Genomic DNA, 24804 nt, shown 5'->3' on the forward strand with positions numbered 1-24804 from the left:
TAAATCGACAGCAGTCTACAAAGGCGCGAATGTTATCCTAATCCCCTACTATTTAAAACTGTTTTAGATCATAAACAGTGGCTAAAAATTCGATTCGTTTTAGCGCATAATAGATTCTAGTCTGTCGACACGAGTGTTATAGGAAAGGTATGGAAACAGAAATAGAGCTGAAGTTTTTTGTAGAACCAGAATTTGCTGACGTGTTACGCAAAAAAATCGCACAACATAAAGTGTTACAGCACAGCCGTAGAGAGCTAGGTAATATCTACTTCGACACGCCAGACAATTGGTTACGTCAACACGATATCGGCATGCGAATACGTTCTGTGGAAGGCGCTCGAGTACAAACTGTAAAAACGGCGGGCCGAGTGGTGGCTGGATTGCATCAGCGCCCCGAGTTTAATGCACCTATCGATTCGGACCAGCCTGATGTGAATCTTCACCCCGAAGACATCTGGCCAGAGCAGCGCGATCTTGAACAGCTTCAAGACCAACTTGCCCCTCTCTTCCAAACTAACTTTATGCGCGAGCAATGGTTGGTAGGAACCACAGATGGCAGCCAAATAGAAGTAGCATTTGATCAAGGCGTTGTTGAAGCTGGCGATAAACAATCTCCAATTTGCGAAGTAGAGCTCGAGTTAAAGTCGGGGCAAACCGATGCGCTGTTCTCTCTTGCTCGTGAACTATCTGAGTCTGGTGGTATGCGACTGGGTAACATGAGCAAAGCAGCCCGCGGCTATCGCTTGGCATTTGATGCGCCAGCACGAGAACCTAAACCAATTACCCTTGTAAATACTCGCTTTGACGACTCTGCAGAAGATTGTCTTATTAATTCACTAGAGCACGCTTTGTCTCAGTGGCTGTATCACGATGAGGTGTATACAGAACTGGACTCGATTGAAGCCTTGATTGAAGTTAGAAACTCCACCAGTTACATACGACACATATTGGCGATGTACGGTGAGATAGTCCCCCGTCGCGCCAGTGCCATATTAAGGCAAGAGCTAAAGTGGTTAGAGCAAGAGTTGGAGTGGGTGTATCGCTATCAGTGCATTGATGAACTCACAGAAGATAAAGGGCATGTATTACGTAAGCTCGATGCTAAAAAAGTGTTGGTCAAACAGCTCAAACACGAACGCCAGCAATTGCCAAATCGAGATCAAGTATTGGCTCTGTTTGCATCTGCGCGCTATACAGGCCTTATTCTGGATCTTAATCGTTGGTTACTCACGCGTGGCTGGCAACCATTTTTGGATGACAAAGCGCGTAAATTGTTAGCCAGTTCAATTAAAGCATTTTCGAAACAGCAACTCGACTATACGTGGAAAGAGTTGATGGACACTTTTCCTGTCGAAACCTTCCTTGATGCTCAAGCCTATAAAAAAGAGTATTACAAGTTAAGCCGGTGCTTATATACCGGGATTAGCTTCGCTTCGATATACGATAAAGAAGAGCGAATGCGTTTTCGACTGCCATGGCATGATTTGTTAGAAGGCATTCACGATCTGGTTCAGTTGGATGTTTTGACGCCTTATTTGGCGGCGCTAGAAGGCGACGAAAAAGAGCAGCTAGAACGTTGGCTGGCTCGTCAGCAAAGCTCCATTTTACACGCAATGGAACAAACTCGCACCAGCAGTCTAGAAGCTAGACCGTATTGGCGCGAGGATTAGATTGAAACATACTGTTACTCATTATTTCGCCCTTAAAGCCTTACTGTGATCAGTAAGGCTTTTTTGGTGCATTTGATTAAAGTTGATCGAATCGTCGCCGATATGCGCAATGGATAGTGATAACTTTTGACAACCATTTTAACGATAAGCTTTTATTCACAGGTCATCACGAAAATAATATAGCGCACAACCTTAGGCGGGGTCTCGCAATGCAAAAAATGACATTCAAACCATGGCAAAAAGTGATCACAGATGTTCGCTTTACCAATAAAATGGTACTACTCATGGTGCTCAGTACAATCTTGTTGGTTCTTAAGCAAACATGGGACGCATCGCTGTTTCACAGTTATGTTTTAGAGGCGACGTCTGATCCTGTGGTTGCCCAAGAGTTTTACGTCGATTACGTAAAAAATGCGGTGCTGCAAACCGGTGGGTTATTGGTGATTTTTTGCGTGGTATTGTTGGGGGCAGCAAAGTTGCTTAACGCTCAATTTACCTATCTACAAGAATCCATTTCACACCTAGCCAATCAAGATCTCACCAAGCCCATCATAATGGATTGTAAAGATGAGTTTGGCGATGTCGCACGTAACCTTGAAAAGATGCGTGTGACCTTCAGTGACACAATTCGTGCTCAGCGCGATTCCTCTGAAGAGACCAAAGAGATGACATCAGTGATGACCAATAGTATGGCTGAGACCAAGCAAGCCTCTGAAGAAGAGTACGGTCAAATTGAAATGCTGGCGACTGCAATGAGTGAAATGGCGCAAACGGTACAAACGGTGGCAGACAATGCTCGTGGTACCTCTGATGTAACTAAGAGCGCTGCTACTCAAGCTGAAACGGGTCAACGTTTTGTACAAGACACGGTCGCTAAAATGACGGCGTTGTCGAAAGATATCTCGCAATCAGCCGGCGCAGTTAACCAAGTTGAAGAGCGCGTTGAAGCGATCAGCAGTGTGGTAGGAACCATTCAAGGCATTTCAGAGCAAACGAACTTGTTGGCACTGAATGCCGCAATTGAAGCCGCGCGAGCAGGCGATGCTGGCCGAGGTTTTGCCGTCGTTGCCGATGAAGTTCGTAAACTGGCTCAGAGCACTCAGCAAGCCACCGTTGAAATCCAAGACATGATCACTCAGCTGCAAGACAGTGCGAATCGCGCCGTTGGTTTAATGGAAAAAAGTGTTGTTGATACCGCTGACAGTGTGGATTTGGTCAGCAGCGCAGGTGGCGAGCTCGACGGCATTGTTGAGCAGGTGAACCAAATTAACGACATGAACTATCAAGTTGCCACTACCGCAGAGCAGCAATCGACAGTTGCGGAAGAAATGAGCCGAAACGTTGAGAAAGTAAAAGAGATTGTAGAAATCACTGTTATTACGGTTTCTGAGCTTGAGGAAAGTTCGCACTTTATTCAAAAAGGCGCGGAAGAGCTGAACAGCCGAGTAAGCCGATTTGCGGTTTAATCGCTAACATTGTGCGAGACCAAATGCCCACTCTGACGGAGTGGGCATTTTTTATGGAACATTTTTTGTTATAACTACAGTAGACCGTTCATTATTGCTTAAGGAAAGCCGATGCCATTACCCAGCACGCTCAACTCGCTCGCAGACAAACATTATGCCGAGCTTGAATCTCTTTATTCCGACTGCACTTCGCACTGGACACCAGAGTTTATTGAGCAGTTGAAGGCCGTGTTGGCCCTAAGCCCGTTTTGCATGCAAGTGCTGCAAAGAGACGCTGAATTTGTGCAGGTGCTCCCTGACTGGCTGTCGCGCGACGTTGACAGCATCGATTATCGAGCCTCCCTTGCCGAGCAACTGGCGACTTGCAATGATGAACCACAAGGCTTACGAGTATTACGAAAAACACGTAATCGTGAAATGTTCTATATTGCGTGGCGAGACTTCTTGGGGCTTTGGGACGTCGAGCCAAGCTTAACGCAACTGTCTGAGCTTGCCGAATCACTGATCGTCGAGGCATACAATTGGCAATACACGCTCTGTTGTAATCTATGGGGGACTCCTGTGGATGAGAAAGGTGTTCCTCAACCTATGCTGGTGATTGGGATGGGGAAACTGGGTGGAGGAGAGCTAAACTTCTCATCGGATATCGATCTTATCTTTACCTACCCAGAAAACGGCGAAACTCAGGGGGCACGCCGCTCTATTGCGAACGCGCAGTTTTTCACTCGCCTTGGCCAAAGAGTGATCAAAGCGCTGGATCAGCAAACCTTTGATGGTTTTTGTTATCGCGTCGATATGCGATTGCGTCCTTTTGGGGAAAGTGGCCCCTTGGTGATGAGTTTTTCTGCCTTAGAAGATTATTATCAAGAGCAAGGCCGGGACTGGGAACGTTATGCCATGGTCAAAGCGCGAGTCATGGGCAAAGAAATGTACCCGCAATACCAAAGTTTGCGCAAAATGCTTCGCCCTTTTGTGTTTAGACGCTATATCGATTTTAGCGCGATACAATCATTGCGCCGAATGAAAGGGATGATCCGCAGTGAAGTGCGTCGACGTGGTTTAACAGACAACATTAAGTTGGGGGCAGGAGGCATTCGAGAAATAGAATTTATTGCTCAGGTGTTTCAGCTTATCCGTGGTGGACGAGAGCCTCAACTGCGTGAGCGCGGGCTATTGATCACGCTTAAAGCGATAGACGATCTGCAATTGTTAGACGATGGGCAGGCAACGCAACTGGCAGACAGCTACCGATTCTTACGTCGCTTAGAAAACCTTCTGCAAGCGCTCGACGATAAACAGACCCAGACCCTACCTCAAGATGATCTCAACCGATTACGTCTAAGCTATGCAATGGGTTATGAGGATTGGTCACAGCTAAGCGCTGCAGTAAGTGACAACATGTTGCAAGTTCATTCTGTATTTGAGCAGTTGATTGGTGACGAAGAAGAAGACAGTGACGTTGCAGTGCCAAGACACTTTGCTGAAATGTGGGATAACGCAGCAGACAGGGAGCTGGTAATAAGCGTGATTGAAAGCGATCTCGGGCACCCAGCAGCTGAATCGCTGACACGCACGATCATTGAGTTTAAACAGGAGCTCAGCAAACGAACTTTAGGCCCCCGCGGCCGAGAGGTGTTAAACCATTTAATGCCGAAGCTGTTTGAAAAGGCCTTTTCTAACGCAGATGTCGAATTTGGTTTACCAAGAGTGCTTCACGTACTCAATAGGATTTCTACTCGTACTACGTACTTAGAGCTGCTAGATGAGCACCCTGGAGCGCTGTCGCAGTTGGTTAGGCTGTGTACAGCCAGCCCGATGATTTCAGAACTTCTGGGTAAATACCCTATCTTGCTGGATGAGCTTCTCGATCCTGCACATCTGTATAACCCGGTTGAACTGAGCAGTTATAAAAGGGAGCTTAGAGACTTTTTAGCGCGCATTCCGCAAGATGATATGGAGCAGCAAATGGAAGGGCTGCGCCAGTTTAAACAAGTCTGCATATTGCGTATTGCAGCGGCCGACATTGCGGGTGCATTGCCAGTGATGAAAGTGAGCGATCACTTAACCTCACTCGCAGAAGCTATTGTCGATGCCGTTGTGCATCAAGCGTGGTTACAACTGTCTGAAAAATATGGTGAACCCAGTCACCTAGCACAACGCGATGGTAAAGGTTTTGCGGTGATTGGCTATGGCAAAGTGGGAGGATGGGAGCTGGGTTATAACTCGGATCTCGATATCGTCTTTTTGCACGATAGTCCACTAGACAGTTACACCGACGGTAAAAAAGAGATCGATGCTCGACAGTTCTACTTAAGGCTTGCTCAGCGCATCATACACATCTTCTCTGTGCGTACAGCGTCGGGCATTTTGTATGAAGTTGATACTCGACTGCGCCCATCAGGAGCGTCTGGTCTGTTGGTCAGCCCAACAGAAGCGTTTTTAGAGTATCAGTTACAAGAAGCTTGGACCTGGGAGCATCAAGCGCTGGTACGTACACGTATGATATATGGCGATGAACCTTTGCAAAATGCGTTTACCGATATTCGAAAACAGGTGCTTTGCCAAGTGCGTGATAGTAATAAACTGCGCAAAGACGTGGTCGATATGAGAGTGAAAATGCGTGATCACCTTGGTGGCAAAAAGGCCGGTCGCTTTATGCTCAAGCAAGATCCTGGTGGGATCACTGATGTTGAGTTTATTGCGCAGTTTTTGGTGTTGGATCTTGCGCACAAACATCCCGAGTTGGTGACGTGGTCGGACAATGTTCGAATTTTTGAAACCTTAGCGCAGTTGGATATTTTTACGCAAACGCAACAGCAAGCACTTAACCTAGCCTATACCGAACTAAGAGATGAGATCCATCATCGCAACTTGCTAAATCAAGATGCCGACGTTGACGAAGCACGCTTTACCGAGCACCGAGAAGTCATTAAAACGGCCTGGAAGCAATGGCTTGAAACTGAGAACTAATGGTTAAATTCTCACCAAACAAGGAGGGCTAGCGCTAAAGCTAACCCTCTAAAGTGATTAACTAAAATGAGTTGTGCTACACTCTCGCTAAACCCCCAGTGGAGAAAATAATGAAACCGATTTTGCCTGAATATGCCGACGCTGGCGTATTGATTATTGGCGATGTCATGCTGGATAGATACTGGTATGGCCCAACTGGACGCATTTCACCAGAAGCGCCCGTACCGGTTGTGAAAGTTGAAGAGAACGAAGAACGCCCAGGTGGTGCCGCGAACGTCGCCATGAATATCGCCGCGCTCGGTGGTCATTCTCACTTGGTTGGGTTTACCGGTAATGATGAACCCGCTGCGGTATTAACGGACACTTTGCAGTCACTGAACGTTAACTGTGATTTTATATCTGTCGATACGCATCCTACAATCACCAAATTACGCGTGATGAGCCGCGGTCAGCAGCTGATCCGCCTCGATTTTGAAGACAAATTTGAAAATACCGATTTGTCTGCAATTACGCATCGTATGGACACCGCGCTGTCGCATTGTAAAGCGGTGATTTTATCGGATTATGCAAAAGGGGCGTTAGAGCACTCAAAGGCGATTATCGATAAAGCACGTGAACATAATGTTCCTGTATTTATTGACCCTAAAGGGGCAGATTTTGAACGCTACCGTGGCGCCACTTTATTAACGCCAAACTTGACTGAATTTGAAATGGTGGTTGGGAAGGTTAAAGATGAAGCCGATTTGGTGAGCAAAGGCATGGCGCTCATTGAGCAGTTTGACTTTGAAGCGTTGTTAGTGACACGCAGTGAACATGGTATGACTCTGCTGCGTCGAAACTATGACCCTTTCCATTTAGCGACTCAAGCCCAAGAAGTGTACGACGTTACCGGTGCTGGTGATACAGTCATCTCAGTGCTTGCGGCATCAGTTTCGGTAGGAAAACCACTGGATGAAGCCTGCGCACTTGCTAATGCAGCTGCCGGTGTGGTTGTGGGTAAATTGGGTACGTCTACGTTATCGACTATTGAATTGGCGGAAGCGGTTCATGGTAGTCGCGATTCCGATTTTGGTGTAATGAGCGAAGAATCGCTGGTTGAAGCGGTTAAAAAAGCTCAGTCGCGCGGTAAAAAAGTGGTCATGACCAATGGCTGCTTCGACATTTTACATGCTGGCCATGTTTCCTATCTTAACCATGCTGCAGAGTTGGGAGACTTGCTGATTGTGGCCGTGAACACCGATGAGTCTGTAAAAATTCTCAAGGGACCTGGTCGACCTGTAAACCCAACGGATCGTCGTATGGCGGTTTTAGCTGGGCTTGGGGCCGTTGATTGGGTGGTTCCATTTGCAGAAGAAACACCGCAGCGTTTGATTGCAAGTGTACTGCCTGATCTATTGGTTAAAGGCGGAGATTACCAACCTGAAGAGATTGCGGGTGGTGAAGAAGTGATTGCTGCTGGTGGTGAAGTTAAAGTCCTCAACTTTGAGGATGGTTGCTCTACCTCCGAAATCATTAACGCCATCAAAGGTGGTAAGGGGTAGCGTAAAATTGCGCTCGGAGCCTAACTGGCAATCCAGCAATTGTGTCCCAATAGATACAAAAAAACCGCAATTCAAAGAATTGCGGTTTTTTTATTAGATAAAGAATTATGAAGTAGGCTTCATCAATCCTGCATTAATATCTAGGATATCTTGCTCGCTCAACGCGCCCGTTGCTTGGCGCAGGTTCAATACGCTAATGATGTAGTTGTAACGTGCATCTGCAAGGTTACGATCGGCTTCAAACACACGGCGTGTTGCATCCAACACTTCAACGATAGTTTGTGTGCCCACTTCAAAACCTGCTTCGGTAGCTTCTAGTGCAGATTTAGCAGAAACTTGCAGCTGTTCAAATGCTCGGATAGAGCCGATTGTCGCATTGATATTGTTGCGAGAAGCACGAACGCCTGACACAACTTCGCGATACGCAGCCTCAAGGTCTTCACTCACAGCAACATAATTGAACTCAGCTTGTTTCACTTGTGAGGTGATGTTGCCACCGGTGTACAAAGGGACAGACAAGTTGATGCCAATGTTGTATTGGTCTGACGTTGTCCAGTCATAAGAATCTGACTCACCGCGACCTACATCATAGCCACCGCTTAGAGATAGACTAGGTAAATGACCAGAGCTTGCTAGCTCAATTTGGTCACGAGCGATGTCTTGGCTAATTCTTGCAGCCAGAAGCGATAAGTTTTCTTGCTCTGCTTGCAGTACTAGTGAATCGACAGTGTCGCCTGGTGCACTAGCAGAAAAACGATCAGTATTTAGGATATCAAGTGACTGGTAATCGCGACCGGTGATAGTACGCAGTGATTCGTAGCTGTTCACCAAATTGTTTTGAGCAACCACTTCGTCTGCCAATACGGTATCGTATTGAGCTTGCGCTTCGTGTACATCAGTAATTGCCGATAATCCTACTTCAAAACGCTGCTTCATTTGGTCGAGTTGACGAGCAACGGCTTTTTTCTCTGCTTGGACAAAAACCACAGCATCTTGTGCACGAAGCACTTCGAAATAAGCGGTTGCAACACGTAAGATTAGATCTTGCTGCTGTGCTGCAAGGGCAGAGTCTGCTTGACGTGCTTGTTTCTCAGCGGTGTCGAGATTAATCCAGCTTGAACGGTTATAAAGTTCTTGTGAAAAACCAATACCAGCAGACAGCTGTTGGCTTGTAACATCAGAAGTACTATTTGCGTAATTGTACCCTGCCGTTAAATTAATTTGAGGCAATAGGGTAGAACGGCTAGAGGTAATTGCTTCAAAAGCGGCATCGCGCTGAGCAATTGATCTCAGAATTGTTGGGTCATTATCTTTGGCTTGAGTATAAACTTGAGCAAGATCCTCTGCGGTGACAAAAGTCGGGAGACTTGCAAGGCTTGCAGTTACAGCTAATGCGACTAGTTTTTTCATGTTTTAAACTCGGATCCGATGAGTAAATGTAAGAATTGTGCTGATTTCAACTCTACAGTAAATGGGTCAAGAGTTGAAATGCTAATAATAGTTAACTCTAAGAAGTTTAGTGTAAATTAGGGATCTCTATCACCTTTCAACTCCGCTTTTAAAGTAATTCAGGTATGATAAGCAGTTTTAGGCTCTGCTCAAGGAATGTTATGTCTAAACAACCCACCGTCTCTTTCTCGACAGAAGATGTCGAGATTTTAGACAAGAAACCCTTATTCAACGGCTTTTTCCGTATGATCCAATACCGTTTTCGTCACAAACTGTTTCGTGGCGGCTGGAGTGAACCTATCGAACGCGAGATGTTTGAACGTGGTCATGCCGCTGCTATGTTGCCTTATGATCCTATCCGCGATGAAGTGGTGATCATAGAGCAGATCCGCGTTGGCGCACTTGAGCAAGCGAGTCCTTGGCAGTTTGAAGTGGTTGCTGGAATCATTGATACCGACGAATCGGCTGAAGAGGTTGTTAGACGTGAAGCAATGGAAGAAGCTGGCGTTGAAGTTGGCCATCTTGAGTTTGTGACTAGCTATTACCCATCTTCTGGAGGTTGTTCAGAAAAACTGGATGTGTATGTCGGTGAAGTCGATTGCTCGAAAGCAGGCGGTATTTATGGTCTTGAATATGAAAATGAAGATATAAAAGTCACCACAATGTCTAGAAGTAAAGCGTACGATCTGGTGAAACAGGGAGTAATAGAGAACGGAGCATCGATAATCTTGCTGCAATGGTTAGAGCTCAATTACAAGCAGATCCAAGAGCGTTGGTCAGTGTGAGTAATTCAACACCTTATCACGTCGATTTAGCCGCTCTAATGCGTCTTTACGAGACCAATTACGCCAAGCTAAACGCGTTAATATCGGTCAATCCTGAGGTTGACGATGTGCGAACCTATCAAGTCAATCACAGTGTTTATCAGATTACGGTGTTGGAAGTCACTCGTTACACAACGCTTGTAAACGTTGCTCAGTGTGAGCAAGTGCCCATTTTTCCACTTCCGAATATGACTGTACGCCTTTATCATGACGCAAGGGTTGCAGAAGTGTTCGCGAGTGACAAAATAAGTCGGATTCATGCTCGATATGATTACCCCAATCCTGACATGCGACAAAAAGATGAAAAATTTCAACTTAATCAGTTTTTGGGCGAATGGCTGACTTACTGCCTAAAACAAGGCATCAGCCGCGAGCAACTATTTTAGATTGTTTTGGTCATATTGACCTGAAAAAGAGAAACCCTTTTGGGTTTATGAAACCCCAATTGGGCATAGGATACGAGATTGAGCCAACACGTTGCGCCCTCAAAGGACAGGGTTGAGTTAGTACAGATAACAGATACGCATTTGTTTGAACCTGCGGACGGCAATTTGCTGAGTGTTAATACAGAGCAAAGCTTCCACGCAGTAGTGCAAAATGTGATCGATAGTCAATGTGCGTTTGATGCCGTTTTGGCGACTGGAGATATCTCTCAAGATCATACTCCTGCGTCGTACGAAAAATTCGTTCAAGGTATTCGGCCGCTTGTAAAACAGTGCTACTGGTTGCCAGGAAATCACGACTACAAGCCGAGCATGGGAAGCGTAATTCCTACCGACCAAATTGTCGAAGACACTCATGTGATGATTGGAAAACATTGGCAGCTGATATTACTCGACAGCCAAGTTGTTGGAGTGCCTTATGGTGAACTGTCTCAACAGCAATTAGCAATGCTCGATCAATGTTTGAGCCAACACCCCGACAAACACAGCTTGGTATTGCTGCATCATCATCCTGTTTTGATTGGCAGTGCCTGGCTTGATCAACATACGTTAAGAAACTCCTCCGAATTGTGGGAAGTGATCAATCGTCACAGTAATGTAAAAGGGTTGCTGTGCGGGCATGTGCATCAAGACTTTGATCAACTCCATAGTGGTGTTCGAGTGATTGCGACACCTTCAACCTGTGCTCAATTCAAACCTAATTCCAACGATTTTGCTCTCGATAATGTAGCACCAGGTTGGCGCCGTCTAAGTTTGCTCGAAAATGGCCAAATTGAAACGCACGTTCACCGATTAGAGGCGGGACGGTTTGTTCCAGACTTTGACGCGGAAGGTTACTAACGAATCCGCTTATATTACAACAGATAAAAGCGGATACTTATGTCTACTAAGCCTTCACTACTTCTCTATATTCACGGTTTTAACTCTTCTCCAAAGTCGATGAAAGCCAATATAATGGCTGATTATGTGAACACTCATCGCCCCGATATTCAGTTGCTTATCCCACAAATCCCTTGCTATCCCAAACCGGCGATAGCATTACTTATTCAGCTTATTGAGACTCACCAGAGCGATTACAAGATTGGGCTGGTTGGTAGCTCTCTAGGTGGGTATCTGTCAACATGGCTCAATCAACAATATGGGCTAAAAGCTGTGTTGGTGAATCCAGCAGTTAAACCCTATGAATTGTTGAGTGACTATCTTGGAGAGCAAACCAATCCGTATACCAATGAACATTACACACTTGATCACACCCATATTGAAGATCTAAAGCAACTTGATGTAGAGAGGCTCAATGAGCCCACTGATTTTTGGTTGCTACAGCAAATGGGTGATGAGGTACTCGACTATCGTCAAGCAGTCGACAAGTTCTCTGTCAGTCGCCAAACGGTCGAGCAAGGTGGAGATCACAGTTTCCAGCAGTTCGAACGCTTCCCTGAGAAAATCATTCAATTTTTAAAATTGTAAAAGAGTGGCTAAATTCGCGGCAAATTCAAGAGGATATTGCTGCGAAAATGCTCAAAGTCATATTTTCGCAGTTGCTAACTGCGCCTTTGCTTGACATAGATCCCCCAGATCTTGAGACTGTCTGCAATACTAGATTCAATTTTTGCGGTGATTATCGTTATCGCATCCCAAGTCTAAGAAACGTTCAACTATGACAGAACAATATAATGCCGGAGCCATAGAGGTTCTCAATGGATTGGAGCCAGTGCGTCGTCGCCCTGGTATGTATACCGATACGGCTCGCCCTAACCATATGGGGCAAGAGGTTATCGATAACAGTGTCGATGAAGCATTAGCCGGACACGCATCAAAAGTACAGGTTATTCTTCACGCCGACCAATCACTCGAAGTGATCGATGATGGTCGTGGTATGCCTGTGGATATTCATCCAGAAGAAGGTATATCGGGCGTTGAACTTATCCTATGTAAACTTCACGCTGGTGGTAAGTTTTCCAATAAGAACTACCAGTTTTCGGGTGGTCTGCATGGTGTAGGTATTTCGGTTGTTAACGCGCTTTCTAAACGCGTTGAAGTCAAGGTACGTCGTGATGGTCAAGTGTACGAGATTGCATTTGAACATGGTGACAAAGTCTCTGATTTAGAAGTCACCGGCACGGTTGGCCGCCGCAATAGCGGAACCAGTGTTCACTTCTGGCCAGACGTCAGCTATTTCGATTCTGGAAACTTCTCTGTTACTCGATTAGTGAATAACTTGCGAGCAAAAGCAGTTTTGTGCCCTGGCCTCGAAATAGTGTTTACCGACAAAGTGAACGGTAACGAACACAAATGGCTCTATGAAAGTGGTCTAAAGGATTACCTTGCTGAAGGCGTCAAGGGTTACACCGTGGTGCCAGAGGCTCCGTTTGTGGGTGACTTTTCTGCCGAAACAGAAGCCGCTGATTGGGCCATCATTTGGCAGCCGGAAGGTGGCGAGCTCATTACAGAGAGTTACGTAAACCTGATACCAACCGCTCAGGGTGGTACTCACGTGAATGGTTTGCGCCAAGGTTTACTTGATGCAATGCGAGAGTTCTGTGAGTTTCGTAACCTGCTGCCCCGTGGCGTTAAGCTAACGGGTGATGATGTATTTGACCGAGCGTCATATGTGTTGTCAGTGAAGATGCAAGACCCTCAATTTGCAGGGCAGACTAAAGAACGCCTTTCGTCTCGTCAAACCGCCGCCTTTGTTTCTGGTGTCGTTAAAGATGCATTCAGTCTGTGGCTCAACGAAAAACCACAGCTTGCCGAATTACTGGCAGAGTTGTGTATCGCAAGTGCGCATCGACGCATGCGTGCAGCGAAGAAAGTAGTCCGTAAAAAGGTGGCTTCTGGACCCGCATTGCCCGGTAAACTGACCGACTGTTCTCAGCAAGACTTGTCTCGGACAGAACTCTTCTTGGTGGAGGGTGACTCGGCGGGTGGCTCAGCGAAACAGGCACGTGACCGTGAGTTTCAAGCGATCATGCCATTGCGCGGGAAAATCCTAAACACTTGGGAAGTCGCGGCCGACCAAGTGTTGGCGTCGCAAGAAGTCCACGACATCTCTGTGGCTTTAGGTATTGATCCGGACACCGACAATCTTGACGGTTTACGTTACGGTAAAATCTGTATTCTTGCGGATGCGGACTCCGATGGACTACACATTGCGACGTTGTTGTGCGCACTCTTTATGCGTCACTTCGAATCCTTAGTGCGAGCAGGCCACGTGTATGTCGCCATGCCACCGTTGTTTAGAATCGACTGCGGTAAAGAGGTGTTTTACGCCCTTGATGAAGATGAAAAAGAAGGCGTGTTAGAGCGTTTAAGTCAAAAGCGCGCCAAGATAAATGTACAGCGATTCAAAGGTTTGGGTGAAATGAACCCACTACAACTGCGTGAAACCACTATGGATCCAAACACACGACGCTTGGTGCAGTTAACCATCGACGATGACCAATCTACGATGGAAATGATGGATATGCTGCTTGGTAAAAAGCGAGCAGATGATCGCCGTGCATGGTTACAAGACTATGGCGATCAGGCTGAGGTATAAGAATGTCTAACGAAATTACATACGATGGTGTCGAGCAGTTGCCACTGCGCAAGTTTACCGAAGACGCCTACTTAAACTACTCAATGTACGTGATCATGGATCGGGCATTGCCGTATATTGGCGATGGTCTAAAGCCAGTACAGCGCCGAATCATTTACGCCATGTCAGAGCTGGGTCTTTCAGCTTCTTCTAAATACAAAAAATCAGCACGTACTGTTGGTGACGTATTAGGTAAATATCACCCACACGGTGACTCTGCCTGTTATGAAGCAATGGTCTTGATGGCTCAACCTTTCTCTTACCGTTACCCATTGGTCGATGGTCAAGGGAACTGGGGGGCACCTGACGATCCGAAGTCGTTTGCAGCAATGCGTTATACCGAAGCAAAACTGTCTAAGTTTGCCGAAGTGATGCTTGGGGAGTTGGGTCAAGGAACGGTTGAATGGCAACCTAACTTTGACGGCACCATGAAAGAGCCTAAGATGCTTCCAGCGCGCTTGCCGCATATTTTGCTGAACGGCATTACCGGTATCGCCGTGGGTATGGCAACGGACATTCCTCCGCATAATGTGAGAGAAATTGCTGACGCAACCATTCATCTGATTGATAACCCTAAATCAGAGTTGCCAGACATCATGAATTTCGTGCAAGGTCCGGATTATCCGACTGAAGCCGAAATTATCTCACCTCGCAGTGATATTGAGAAAATCTATCGTACTGGTCGTGGCAGCATTAAGATGCGCGCTGTTTGGGTTAAAGAAGGCAGTGACATCGTGATCACTGCGCTTCCTCATCAAGTATCTGGCGCTAAGCTGTTAGAACAAATCGCCAATCAGATGCGAGCCAAAAAACTGCCTATGGTGGATGATTTACGCGATGAGTCTGACCATGAAAATCCAACACGAATTGTGATTGTGCCACGTTCCAATCGTGTCGATTGCGATCAGCTTATGAATCACCTATTTGCATCGACCGATCTCGAGAAAAACTTCCGTGTGAATCTCAACATGATTGGCTTGGACAACCGTCCGCAAGTTAAAGGCTTGGTGCAAATACTGGGTGAGTGGGTGAGCTTTAGACGCGAAACCGTTCGTCGCCGTTTGCAGTTTCGTCTCGACAAGGTTATGGCGCGCTTACACATTCTGGAAGGTTTGTTAATTGCGTACCTCAACCTGGATGAAGTGATAGAGATCATTCGTACAGAAGACGAGCCAAAAGCAGTATTAATGGCGCGTTTTGGTCTGTCTGACATTCAAGCTGACGCGATCCTGGATACGCGTTTACGCCAATTGGCGAAGCTTGAAGAGATGAAGATCCGTGGCGAGCAAGAAGAGTTAGAGAAAGAGCGTGCAAAACTGGAACTGACGCTAGGTTCTGAGCGTCGTATGAACACGCTACTTAAAAAGGAAATCATCGCAGATTCAGAGAAATATGGCGATGAAAGACGCTCTCCACTGGTAGAGCGCTCTGAAGCCAAAGCGTTGACGGAACGAGACTTACTGCCTAATGAAGCTATCACGGTTGTGATTTCTGAAAAAGGTTGGATTCGTCATGCTAAAGGCCACGACGTGGACGTCGAAGGGCTTAACTATAAGTCTGGAGATAAGTATCTTGCCCATGCGAGAGGCAAGAGCAACCAACAAGCTGTCTTTATGGGCTCTGATGGACGAAGCTACTCGTTAGAGTCGCACTCGTTACCGTCTGCGCGTAGTCAAGGAGAGCCGATTACAGGTCGATTAAATATTGCTGCTGGCACCTCTATTCGTCAGGTTGTTATGGGTGAAGACGACCAGTTATGGCTAGTGGGCTCTGACGCGGGTTACGGCTTTGTGTGTAAAGGCTCCGATCTGTTATCTAAAAACCGCAGTGGTAAAGCACTCGTCAATCTGCCACAAGCGTCTGAACTGGTTCCACCAATGCCTGTTTCTAGCTTAGATACAGACGAGATTTTGGTGATCACTAATCAAGGACGGATGTTGCTATTCCCGATTAAAGATTTACCTCAACTGGGTAAAGGTAAAGGCAACAAGATCATTAACATACCATCGGCAAAAGCGAAGTCTCGTGAAGAAATTGTCTCCCATCTAATGGCGATCCCTGCGGGGGTGAGTGTGACTCTTTATGCGGGCAAACGTAAGCTTGGACTTAAATCGTCCGATCTTGAAAACTTCAGAGGAGAACGTGGCCGTCGCGGTGGAATGCTCCCTCGCGGGTTGCAACGCGTTACCCGTATTGAAGTCGATGACGTATTGGATGTCGAAAGCTAAGCTTTGTACAGTAGAATGAAAAAAGGTAGCCATCGGCTACCTTTTTCGTGTTTATACCAATCGAAGTAATTAACAAGCAAGAATGACCAGTTAATTGCTTTGGTTGGTATTATTGGTTGCTATTGGGTGTCTTCACCCACCATGACCTCTAAAGTCATGGACTCACCATCTCGAAGAATATCAAATTTGGCGGTGGTGCCAGGGCGCAAATCAGTAACGATTTCCATCACGCTTTCACGGCCTTCTACTTTTTTGCCATCGATGGCTAAAATGATGTCTTGCTCTTGCAGCCCCGCTTGGTCCGCTGGTCCACCAGTGTTGACTGCTAATACCATGATTCCATGGGTGTAGTTAACTCCGAGCAGCCTTGCCGTAACGGCATTAATGTCTTGTGCATCGATCCCGATGTAACCGCGGATCACTCGACCATCGGCAATGATTTTCTTCATCACTACATTGGCCAACTCATAAGGAATGGCAAACGAAATGCCGTAGGTATCCATATCGGTCGCTTGTTGGAACGATGCCGTATTAATCCCTACAAGCTCTCCCTGAGTGTTCACTAGCGCACCACCAGAGTTACCTTCATTAATGGCTGCGTCAGTTTGCAAAAATGAGTAGCGCCCATCTGCACTAATAGAAGAGCGACCGGTGGCTGAAATAATACCAAAGGTAGTGGTTTGCCCAAGGTTATATGGATTACCAATGGCGAGCACGACATCGCCAACCTGGCTGTCGTTATTTGGGTTTTGCGGGATAACCGGTAAGTCGGTCATGGCAATTTGTAATATCGCTATGTCGGTGCGTTGGTCGCTACCGACGACCTGCGCGTTAGCGATACGGCCATCTTGCAGCGCGACAATAATTTGGTCTGCCTGCGCGATGACGTGATAATTGGTGATGATGTAACCCCGTTCGTCAACAATAACGCCCGATCCCAAGCCTTGTGTTTTTAACTGCGAACGGTCTTGTGGAGAGTATTGGCGCGAGTAGATGTTAACAACCGCAGGTGCAGCCTTGCGCACTGCATTTTTAAATGACACACGCATCTCGGTAAATGAGTTGGGTGGTGTGATTTGCGAAGCGAACTTATCCAACAGAGGATCACGCAATGAAGGCACTACGGCAATAAGCAGTAGGGCAGTGACCAATCCTATGGCGATCGAGCGTGTCAGATAGCGAAGCATGCTAGCCTTAATATAATGGTATTAGATATGGTTTAAGGATAACACTGCCTTTTAAACAAAAAAAGGATGGCCTAAGCCATCCTTGTTCATTGAATGAAGTACTTAGCGTACAACGATGTACAAGCCTCGTTCGCCGCGTTGAATGTTGAGCGCCAAAACATCTGGCTTTTCTTCCAACATTTCGCGCAGCTGAGCTACGTTATTGACTCGCTGACGGTTAAGCCCAACGATAATGTCGCCTTCAGCCAGTCCATAACGTTGCGCCGCAGAGCCTTCAACCACACTGGCGATTTTAACCCCTTCGACCTTATCGGTGGATGTGGTATTTGTGAGCTCAGCTCCGGCTAAACCTTCGTGGAGATTTTCCGCTTTGGTTTTTACATCACTTTGCTCTTGTAAGGTGACATCAAAGGTTTGCTCTTCACCATCACGAACGATACCAACCTCGACTGTTTTGCCCGCGCCTAATGTGGCGACTTTGGCGCGCAGTTCACTAAAGGTGTTGATGCGCTTGCCATTGATAGAAACGATAATATCCCCCGCCTCAATACCAGCGAGCTCGGCTGCACCATCTTCGGTAACCTCGCTGACAAATGCTCCTTTACTTGAGTTGTAGCCAAGCGCTTCTGCAAGTTCAGAGGTGACTTCGCCACCACGTACGCCTAACAGACCACGTTTTACTTCGCCAAATTCGACTATTTGGTCGGTTAAGTTTTTCATCATGTTTGATGGAATCGCAAAACCAATACCAACGTTGCCACCGTTAGGGCCGATGATTGCAGTGTTGATACCAATGAGCTCACCGTTTAAGTTCACCAGTGCACCACCAGAATTACCACTATTTATGGCAGCATCGGTTTGAATAAAGTTTTCTAAGTTTTCCATATTGAGGCCGCTACGGCCAAGCGCGGAAATAATGCCGGATGTTGCGGTTTGTCCTAATCCAAATGGATTACCAATCGCAACGGTAAAATCACCAACTCTGAGCTTATCAGAATCAGCCAGTTCGATTTGGGTTAGGTTGGTGGCTTTTTCTTCCAGCTTAAGCAGAGCAACGTCAGACATTTCGTCACCACCAATAAGCTCGGCGTCGTACTCGCGGCCATCTTTTAGCTGAACAGTGATACTGTCGGCGCCATTGATAACATGGTAGTTGGTGACAATATGGCGATTTTTAGCATCAATGATCACGCCAGAGCCTAATCCTCTAAACGGTCGTTCTTGGACTTGGTTACCAGGAAAATCATCGCCGAAGAAATAACGGAAAGCCTCGGGTATACGCTGCTGAGAGACTTGCGTACCTTCAACGGCAATGCTGACGACAGCTGGAGTAACACTTTCTAGCATTGGCGCTAGGCTGGGAAGCTGCTCACCATTAACACTCAGTGGTAATGCGGCAGTCGCATGAATAGGGGTAAGAACTGAACTCAAGCTTAAGGCTAATGTTGATAAGACTAACATCGGTTTTTTCATCGATTAACTCCTCATTGTTCCTGTGAAGAGTATGACAAAAAAACCGAGCTTGAGTTCCTATTTTTTTATTTTCTTTTTGTTTTCAGCAATTAAGCAGGCTTAGTCACTTCAGGAGAGTCGACGATCACTTTTTCTTCGCTCTTTAGCATGCCTGTTGCGCCATTCGCGTAATCTTTAGGTTGTCCCTCGATGTCCGCCGCAGGTTCACTTTCTACCTGGTTGTCGGCAACATCCAATTTTTTGACGAACGGGTTATCTTGCTCAGGTATGTTAGGCAGCATCTCCGACGATGACTTTGCCAAATGCTGATAAAGATTAGAATATTGTTTACCCATCTCTTCAAGCAGCTCTGCGCTACGAGCAAAATGATCGGTAAGGTCTTGTTTTTGCTGTTCTAGTTCGTATTTTGACGTGTCTAACGCCTTTTGAAGGTCTTTTTGCTTGCTGTATTGAGGCGCCGTCATACGGGTGGCTACGACACCTACAATCAGCCCAACGACCAAACCTACTACCCCAAAAATCCAAGGCATATTGACTCCTTAATTATTGTTTTTGTTACAGCTTTGTCACGCTCTGATTACATATCTCAAGACTCCATGTTACTATGAGTTGGTCACTCAATAAAGCCGACTAAGCGAGAATTGACATCAGTTTTTCTTTGTTTTCATTCTTCAATATCGCCTAATAGTTCAGTGCGGTTTACGATGTACCTCTACTCTTTACCTTAACCCAAGACTTAGAATTATTTGCACTATGACTCCATTACAACGATATCAACACGACCTTCAACACAATGGTTATCAATCGGATAGCGTTCAAATGCACGCAGTCACCAAACTGGATGCGCTCTATCATCAATTGGATGATTACCAGTCGTTTAAACCCGTTACCGTGAACAAATGGAAAAAATGGCTGGGAATACAGCAAGAGACGCTGCCTACCGCACCTAAAGGGCTCTATTTTTGGGGTGGAGTAGGGCGTGGTAAAACCTACATTATGGATACGTTTTTTGACACTTTACCCAGCGAACGTAAGTTGCGTCTCCATTTCCATCGTTTTATGCATCGAGTCCATGATGAACTAAAAACACTGTCAGACGTGAGCGATCCTTTACTGATAGTGGCAGACAGGCTGAAGCAGGAAACCGATATTTTATGCTTCGATGAGTTTTTCGTCTCAGACATTACAGACGCCATGATTCTCGGTACGCTGATTGAAGCGCTATTTGAGCGAGGTGTCATATTGGTCGCGACCTCTAACATTCCTCCTCACGACTTATACCGAAACGGTCTACAGCGTGCTCGTTTTTTACCGGCTATTGCGCAAATTGAAGCACACTGTGAAGTGTTGAATGTGGATGGTGGGGTGGACTATAGACTTCGCACCCTCACCCAAGCAGAGATCTATCATTCTCCTCTCGATGCTCAGGCGACAGAAAACTTACTCAACTACCGCCAGCAATTAACGGGTGAGCCCAATTTGTCCTCAACAAGCATTGAAATTAACCATCGCTGGATTGAGGTTGAAGCTGAATGCAAAGGGCTGCTTCACGCCACATTTGCACAGCTTTGTGAAAGTGCACGCAGTCACAATGACTATATCGAGATGTCACGACTGTATCACACTGTGTTGTTGGCCAATGTTCGTCAGATGTCGTCGAGCAACGATGATGCCGCAAGGCGTTTTATTGCGTTGGTGGACGAGTTTTACGAACGCAAGGTAAAGCTTATTATTTCGGCAGACGTTGAGATGGATTTGCTCTACACACATGGGCAATTAGAGTTTGAGTTTAAACGCTGTATTTCCCGTCTTACTGAAATGCAAAGCGAAGAGTACCTCGCCTTAGAGCACTTGGCTTGAGGCAATTAATATAGCGACTTAAAAAATCATAGATTACGCCAAAAAAAAGATGATTTTTTCTGCGACTTGGGTATAATCCTGCGACCCACCGTTACTGCGGCAATACTATTTTTCGAAATAGTGCCGAGAGTGCCAACCACTCGAAGGGGTGATGACTGGGCTCTTAGACAGTGGGAGCAAATGCTCCTTTTAGTTTAATTTTTAATTAACGGGTTATTATTAGCATGAAAACTTTCGTTGCTAAACCAGAAACTGTAAAACGCGACTGGTACGTTGTAGACGCTGAAGGTAAAACTCTTGGCCGTCTAGCAAGTGAAATTGCATCTCGCCTACGTGGCAAGCATAAAGCAGAATACACTCCACACGTTGACACTGGTGATTACATCATCGTTATCAACGCGGAAAAAGTTACTGTAACTGGTAACAAAGCTGCTGCGAAGACTTACTACCGTCACACTGAATTCCCAGGTGGCCTTAAGTCAATCACTTTTGACAAGCTGATCGACCGTAAACCAGAAATGGTTATCGAACTAGCGGTTAAAGGTATGCTACCACGTGGTCCTCTAGGCCGCGCTATGTACCGTAAGCTGAAAGTTTACGCGGGAACTGAGCACAACCATGTTGCTCAACAACCTCAAGTACTAGACATTTAATCGGGGACTATGAAAATGGCTGAGAATCAATACTACGGCACTGGCCGTCGCAAAAGCTCAACTGCTCGTGTTTTCATCAAACCAGGCAGTGGCAACATCGTAATCAACAAGCGTGGTCTTGATGAGTACTTTGGTCGTCCAACAGCACGTATGGTTGTTAAACAACCTCTTGAGCTTGTTGAAATGACTGAAAACCTAGACCTTTACATCACCGTTTCTGGTGGTGGTACTACAGGTCAAGCTGGCGCAATTCGTCACGGTATCACTCGTGCTCTTATGGAGTTCGATGAGTCTCTACGTCCTGCACTACGTGCAGCTGGCTACGTTACTCGTGATGCTCGTAAAGTTGAGCGTAAGAAAGTGGGTCTACGTAAAGCACGTCGTCGTCCACAATTCTCGAAGCGTTAATTTCTATTTCAGAAATTACGTTCTCTTGCAGAATTTCTGGTCAAAAGCTCGGCATTATTGCCGAGCTTTTTTATTTCTGCGATTTGCCAATGCAAGAGCACACCTCACACTCCCGCCGATTCTCGTCCTATTTTAACCGTTTTGTGACCATTGCGATGATACCTCTCACAATTGTTATAAAAAGGTAGCTTTATCTTGTCAAAAAGTAGGGTTTTATTTATCATTTCGCGATAAATAAAAGTACTGTACTTGAGGCACGTTCAAAGCCAATTTGTTCGGTCATTCAAGTACAAATAAACATAGCCATGCTCTCTTAGGGATGAGACGCCGCAATTCAGGGTTCATTTTGTCTGAATGTGGAGGTCCTAAAGGGCAAATGGGAGATAAGTTGGATGAGCAATGCGCCATTAAATAGCGGTCGTCGTAAGTTCTTAACCGCCACTACAGCTGTAGTCGGAGGGGTTGGAGCAGTCGGTGTCGCTGTACCTTTCATTAAATCTTGGAATCCGAGTGCCCGAGCCAAGTCAGCGGGTGCGCCGGTCGAGGTGGATATCAGTAAGCTTGAAGAAGGTCAGATGCAACGTGTTATCTGGCGTGGACAACCTGTATGGGTCGTTCGCCGCACTCAAGCAACACTTGATCAGTTAGCCCAAATTGACGGTCAATTACGTGATCCTGCATCTGCAGAAGAGCAGCAACCTGGATATGCGCAAAACGCGCACCGTTCTCTCAAGCCAGAAATTTTCGTGGCGGTTGGACTTTGTACCCACTTAGGCTGTTCGCCAACTCACTTGCCAGATACATTTGGTGAGCATGTATCTGGGGTCAAAGCTGGTTTCTTCTGTCCATGTCATGGTTCAAAGTTTGATATGGCAGGTCGAGTATTCCAAGGTGTACCAGCGCCGCTGAACTTGGTGGTGCCACCGCATATGTATCTGGACGATAACCGTATCCTAGTTGGACAGGATGAGGGAGCAGCATAATGGACGCTTTGCTTAACTGGATTGAAAAACGCATTCCAATGATGAATGCGTACAACAAACACATGGCGGAATATCCGCAGCCGAAGAACTCTAACTTTTGGTACATTTTTGGCGCGCTCGCCATGATTGTGCTCATCAACCAAATTGTTACCGGTATTTTCCTTACCATGAGTTACGAACCATCAGGTGATGGAGCGTTTGCTTCTGTTGAATACATCATGCGTGATGTGGAATACGGTTGGTTACTGCGTTATATGCACTCAACGGGTGCCTCGTTCTTCTTCATTGTTGTCTATCTTCACATGTACCGTGGACTTATCTACGGCTCATACCAAAAACCTCGTGAGTTAGTGTGGTTGTTTGGTATGTTGTTGCTAGTGGTACTGATGGCCGAAGCCTTTATGGGTTACTTACTGCCTTGGGGACAAATGTCTTACTGGGGTGCGCAGGTAATTATAGGACTGTTTGGTGCGATACCGTTTATTGGTGACGATCTAACGCTTTGGATCCGTGGTGACTACGTTATTTCTGGTGCAACACTGAATCGCTTCTTCGCACTTCACGTTATTGCGCTACCGATTGTACTCATCTTGTTGGTTGCCTTGCACGTACTTGCGCTTCACGAAGTGGGCTCAAACAACCCTGACGGTATCGAAACTAAGTTACCAAAAGGCACTATGGGCGATGATTACGAGCCTGAATTTAAGTTCCACAAAGACTTCACTAAGAAGTACGACATTATTGACTCGATGCCATTCCACCCATATGGCACATTGAAAGATTTGTTCTATGCAGGTCTGTTCTTTATCGCGTTTGCCTTAGTGATGTTCTATGCCCCAGAGATGGGAGGCTATTTCCTTGAGCCGCCTAACTTTGAAGTGGCAAACCCGCTGAAGACCCCTGAACATATTGCGCCGGTTTGGTACTTCTCACCTAACTACTCAATTTTGCGTGCAATCCCAGATAAGCTTATAGGCTTTGTCTTCTTCGGTGCGTCTATTGTTGTGTTGTTCTTCTTGCCGTGGCTTGACCGTAGCAACGTTCGCTCGTTCCGCTACCGCAGCAAGATCCACTACATTAACCTAGTACAATTCATTATCAGTTTTGTCGCGCTAGGTGTACTGGGTACATTGCCTGCAACTGAACTGTACACATTATTGGCTCGTGTATTTACTATCGGCTACTTCATGTTCTTCGTGCTGCTGTTTATTTACAGTAAAAACGAGAAGACAAAAGAACTACCAACGAGGATCACTAAATAATGAAGAAGTTACTGACATTAGTATTCGCTCTGTTGCCATCGTTGGTATTTGCCGCTGGAGGATCGTCTGTTCCTCTAGATCACCCAAATAACGACATTCGCGATAAAGCGTCATTGCAAAACGGTGCTAAGTTGTTCATGAACTACTGTTTTGGCTGTCACGCAACGCAATATCAACGTTATGAGCGTGTTGCGACCGATTTGGACATTCCACTGGAGCTGATGAAAGAGAACTTGATGTTCGATCCAGAGCTTAACATTGGTGAGCTAATGACCAATCCAATGAAAGCGGAAGATGGCGCCAAATGGTTTGGTACCGCGCCACCGGATTTGACTCTGGTTGCACGTGTACGTGGTACGGATTGGCTATACACTTACCTTCGTACTTTCTATGCTGATCCTTCACGTCCATTTGGTGTGAATAATATTGTGTTCCCAAATGTGGGTATGCCCCACGTGTTGGAAGAACTGCAAGGTGTTCCACAGCCAGTCTGGGGTAAAACCACCGTTGGTGGTGAAGAAGTAGATGCTGTTGTTGGTGTTAAAACTGACGGCACTGGTGAGCTAAGCAGCTCAGAGTACGACGCGGCAATGCGCGACCTTGTGAACTTCTTACAATACGCTGGTGATCCGGTTCAGGTAGAGCGCGAGCAACTGGGTATTTGGGTGCTGCTTTTCCTAGTCATTTTCACAGCAGTCGCATTCTTGCTGTATAAAGAGTATTGGCGTGATATTCACTAGATGTGATATCATTAGGCGCTAATTATAAATCAGTGGAGGCAATTGGCCTCCACTGTTGTTTTTGTACTGT

Annotated in this window: 20 protein-coding genes; 16 read left to right on the forward strand and 4 right to left on the reverse strand. The window is 46.2% G+C overall.

All coding sequences use genetic code 11. The annotated features are described in order from the left end of the window. Positions 1-149 precede the first annotated feature (149 nt). The 4 genes from JQC93_RS13610 to hldE all read left to right on the forward strand — a co-directional run bounded on the left by JQC93_RS13610 (position 150) and on the right by hldE (position 7647). The gene (locus tag JQC93_RS13610) at positions 150-1670 is read left to right on the forward strand and encodes a CYTH and CHAD domain-containing protein (protein ID WP_205158974.1); all 1521 of its coding nucleotides are present in this window, start codon (positions 150-152) and stop codon (positions 1668-1670) included. A gap of 209 nt (positions 1671-1879) precedes the next feature. Next, positions 1880-3136, forward strand: a complete 1257-nt coding sequence (locus tag JQC93_RS13615) for a methyl-accepting chemotaxis protein (RefSeq protein WP_205158975.1) — start codon at positions 1880-1882, stop codon at positions 3134-3136. A gap of 111 nt (positions 3137-3247) precedes the next feature. Continuing rightward, positions 3248-6106 carry a bifunctional [glutamate--ammonia ligase]-adenylyl-L-tyrosine phosphorylase/[glutamate--ammonia-ligase] adenylyltransferase gene (gene glnE / locus JQC93_RS13620; protein WP_205158976.1) on the forward strand — a complete coding sequence of 953 codons (2859 nt, stop codon included), beginning with the start codon at positions 3248-3250 and terminating at the stop codon, positions 6104-6106. A 110-nt stretch (positions 6107-6216) separates the two neighbouring features. Further along, the gene (gene hldE / locus JQC93_RS13625; protein ID WP_205158977.1) at positions 6217-7647 is read left to right on the forward strand and encodes a bifunctional D-glycero-beta-D-manno-heptose-7-phosphate kinase/D-glycero-beta-D-manno-heptose 1-phosphate adenylyltransferase HldE; all 1431 of its coding nucleotides are present in this window, start codon (positions 6217-6219) and stop codon (positions 7645-7647) included. 105 nt (positions 7648-7752) lie between these two features. Here the strand turns inward: hldE and tolC are convergent, their stop codons facing one another. Continuing rightward, positions 7753-9057 carry an outer membrane channel protein TolC gene (gene tolC, locus JQC93_RS13630; protein ID WP_205158978.1) on the reverse strand — a complete coding sequence of 435 codons (1305 nt, stop codon included), beginning with the start codon at positions 9055-9057 and terminating at the stop codon, positions 7753-7755. Between the two features lie 200 nt (positions 9058-9257). Here tolC and nudF point away from each other — a divergent pair, with 200 nt between their 5' ends. The 6 genes from nudF (at position 9258) to parC (ending at position 16168) form a co-directional block, all read left to right on the forward strand. Further along, positions 9258-9881, forward strand: a complete 624-nt coding sequence (nudF, locus tag JQC93_RS13635; RefSeq protein ID WP_205158979.1) for an ADP-ribose diphosphatase — start codon at positions 9258-9260, stop codon at positions 9879-9881. Continuing rightward, on the forward strand, positions 9833-10306 hold the full coding sequence (locus JQC93_RS13640; RefSeq protein WP_408068608.1) for a DUF1249 family protein: 474 nt from the start codon (positions 9833-9835) through the stop codon (positions 10304-10306). The genes nudF and JQC93_RS13640 overlap by 49 nt, the downstream gene beginning before the upstream one ends. Positions 10307-10384: 78 nt before the next feature. After that, on the forward strand, positions 10385-11203 hold the full coding sequence (cpdA, locus tag JQC93_RS13645) for a 3',5'-cyclic-AMP phosphodiesterase (RefSeq protein ID WP_205158980.1): 819 nt from the start codon (positions 10385-10387) through the stop codon (positions 11201-11203). 39 nt (positions 11204-11242) lie between these two features. Next, the gene (yqiA, locus tag JQC93_RS13650) at positions 11243-11830 is read left to right on the forward strand and encodes an esterase YqiA (protein ID WP_205158981.1); all 588 of its coding nucleotides are present in this window, start codon (positions 11243-11245) and stop codon (positions 11828-11830) included. A 190-nt stretch (positions 11831-12020) separates the two neighbouring features. Then, positions 12021-13901, forward strand: a complete 1881-nt coding sequence (gene parE, locus JQC93_RS13655; protein ID WP_205158982.1) for a DNA topoisomerase IV subunit B — start codon at positions 12021-12023, stop codon at positions 13899-13901. 2 nt (positions 13902-13903) lie between these two features. Continuing rightward, complete coding sequence (gene parC, locus JQC93_RS13660) at positions 13904-16168, forward strand: DNA topoisomerase IV subunit A (RefSeq protein WP_205158983.1); 2265 nt, start codon at positions 13904-13906, stop codon at positions 16166-16168. 119 nt (positions 16169-16287) lie between these two features. Here the strand turns inward: parC and degS are convergent, their stop codons facing one another. The 3 genes from degS to zapG form a co-directional block, all read right to left on the reverse strand. After that, positions 16288-17355 carry an outer membrane-stress sensor serine endopeptidase DegS gene (gene degS / locus JQC93_RS13665; protein WP_205158984.1) on the reverse strand — a complete coding sequence of 356 codons (1068 nt, stop codon included), beginning with the start codon at positions 17353-17355 and terminating at the stop codon, positions 16288-16290. A gap of 102 nt (positions 17356-17457) precedes the next feature. Then, positions 17458-18828 carry a Do family serine endopeptidase gene (locus tag JQC93_RS13670; protein WP_205158985.1) on the reverse strand — a complete coding sequence of 457 codons (1371 nt, stop codon included), beginning with the start codon at positions 18826-18828 and terminating at the stop codon, positions 17458-17460. A gap of 89 nt (positions 18829-18917) precedes the next feature. Continuing rightward, entirely contained in the window at positions 18918-19358 is a 441-nt protein-coding gene (zapG, locus tag JQC93_RS13675; RefSeq protein WP_205158986.1) for a Z-ring associated protein ZapG, read from the reverse strand. 223 nt (positions 19359-19581) lie between these two features. Here zapG and zapE point away from each other — a divergent pair, with 223 nt between their 5' ends. From zapE to JQC93_RS13705, 6 genes are all read left to right on the forward strand, one after another. Continuing rightward, positions 19582-20688: a cell division protein ZapE gene (gene zapE, locus JQC93_RS13680; protein WP_205158987.1), complete on the forward strand. Its 1107-nt coding sequence runs from the start codon at positions 19582-19584 to the stop codon at positions 20686-20688. A 224-nt stretch (positions 20689-20912) separates the two neighbouring features. Then, a complete protein-coding gene (rplM, locus tag JQC93_RS13685) occupies positions 20913-21341 on the forward strand; it encodes a 50S ribosomal protein L13 (RefSeq protein WP_084889137.1) in 429 nt (142 codons plus the stop codon). Between the two features lie 15 nt (positions 21342-21356). Further along, positions 21357-21749: a 30S ribosomal protein S9 gene (gene rpsI / locus JQC93_RS13690; RefSeq protein ID WP_205158988.1), complete on the forward strand. Its 393-nt coding sequence runs from the start codon at positions 21357-21359 to the stop codon at positions 21747-21749. 392 nt (positions 21750-22141) lie between these two features. After that, positions 22142-22732 carry a ubiquinol-cytochrome c reductase iron-sulfur subunit gene (gene petA / locus JQC93_RS13695; RefSeq protein WP_205158989.1) on the forward strand — a complete coding sequence of 197 codons (591 nt, stop codon included), beginning with the start codon at positions 22142-22144 and terminating at the stop codon, positions 22730-22732. Further along, a complete protein-coding gene (locus JQC93_RS13700; RefSeq protein WP_084889140.1) occupies positions 22732-23994 on the forward strand; it encodes a cytochrome b in 1263 nt (420 codons plus the stop codon). Before petA ends, JQC93_RS13700 begins: the two co-directional genes overlap by 1 nt. Further along, positions 23994-24734: a cytochrome c1 gene (locus tag JQC93_RS13705; protein WP_205158990.1), complete on the forward strand. Its 741-nt coding sequence runs from the start codon at positions 23994-23996 to the stop codon at positions 24732-24734. Before JQC93_RS13700 ends, JQC93_RS13705 begins: the two co-directional genes overlap by 1 nt. Positions 24735-24804: the final 70 nt, after the last annotated feature.

The sequence above is a fragment of the Vibrio ulleungensis genome (assembly GCF_016900875.1).
GTDB classification, from domain to species: domain Bacteria; phylum Pseudomonadota; class Gammaproteobacteria; order Enterobacterales; family Vibrionaceae; genus Vibrio; species Vibrio ulleungensis.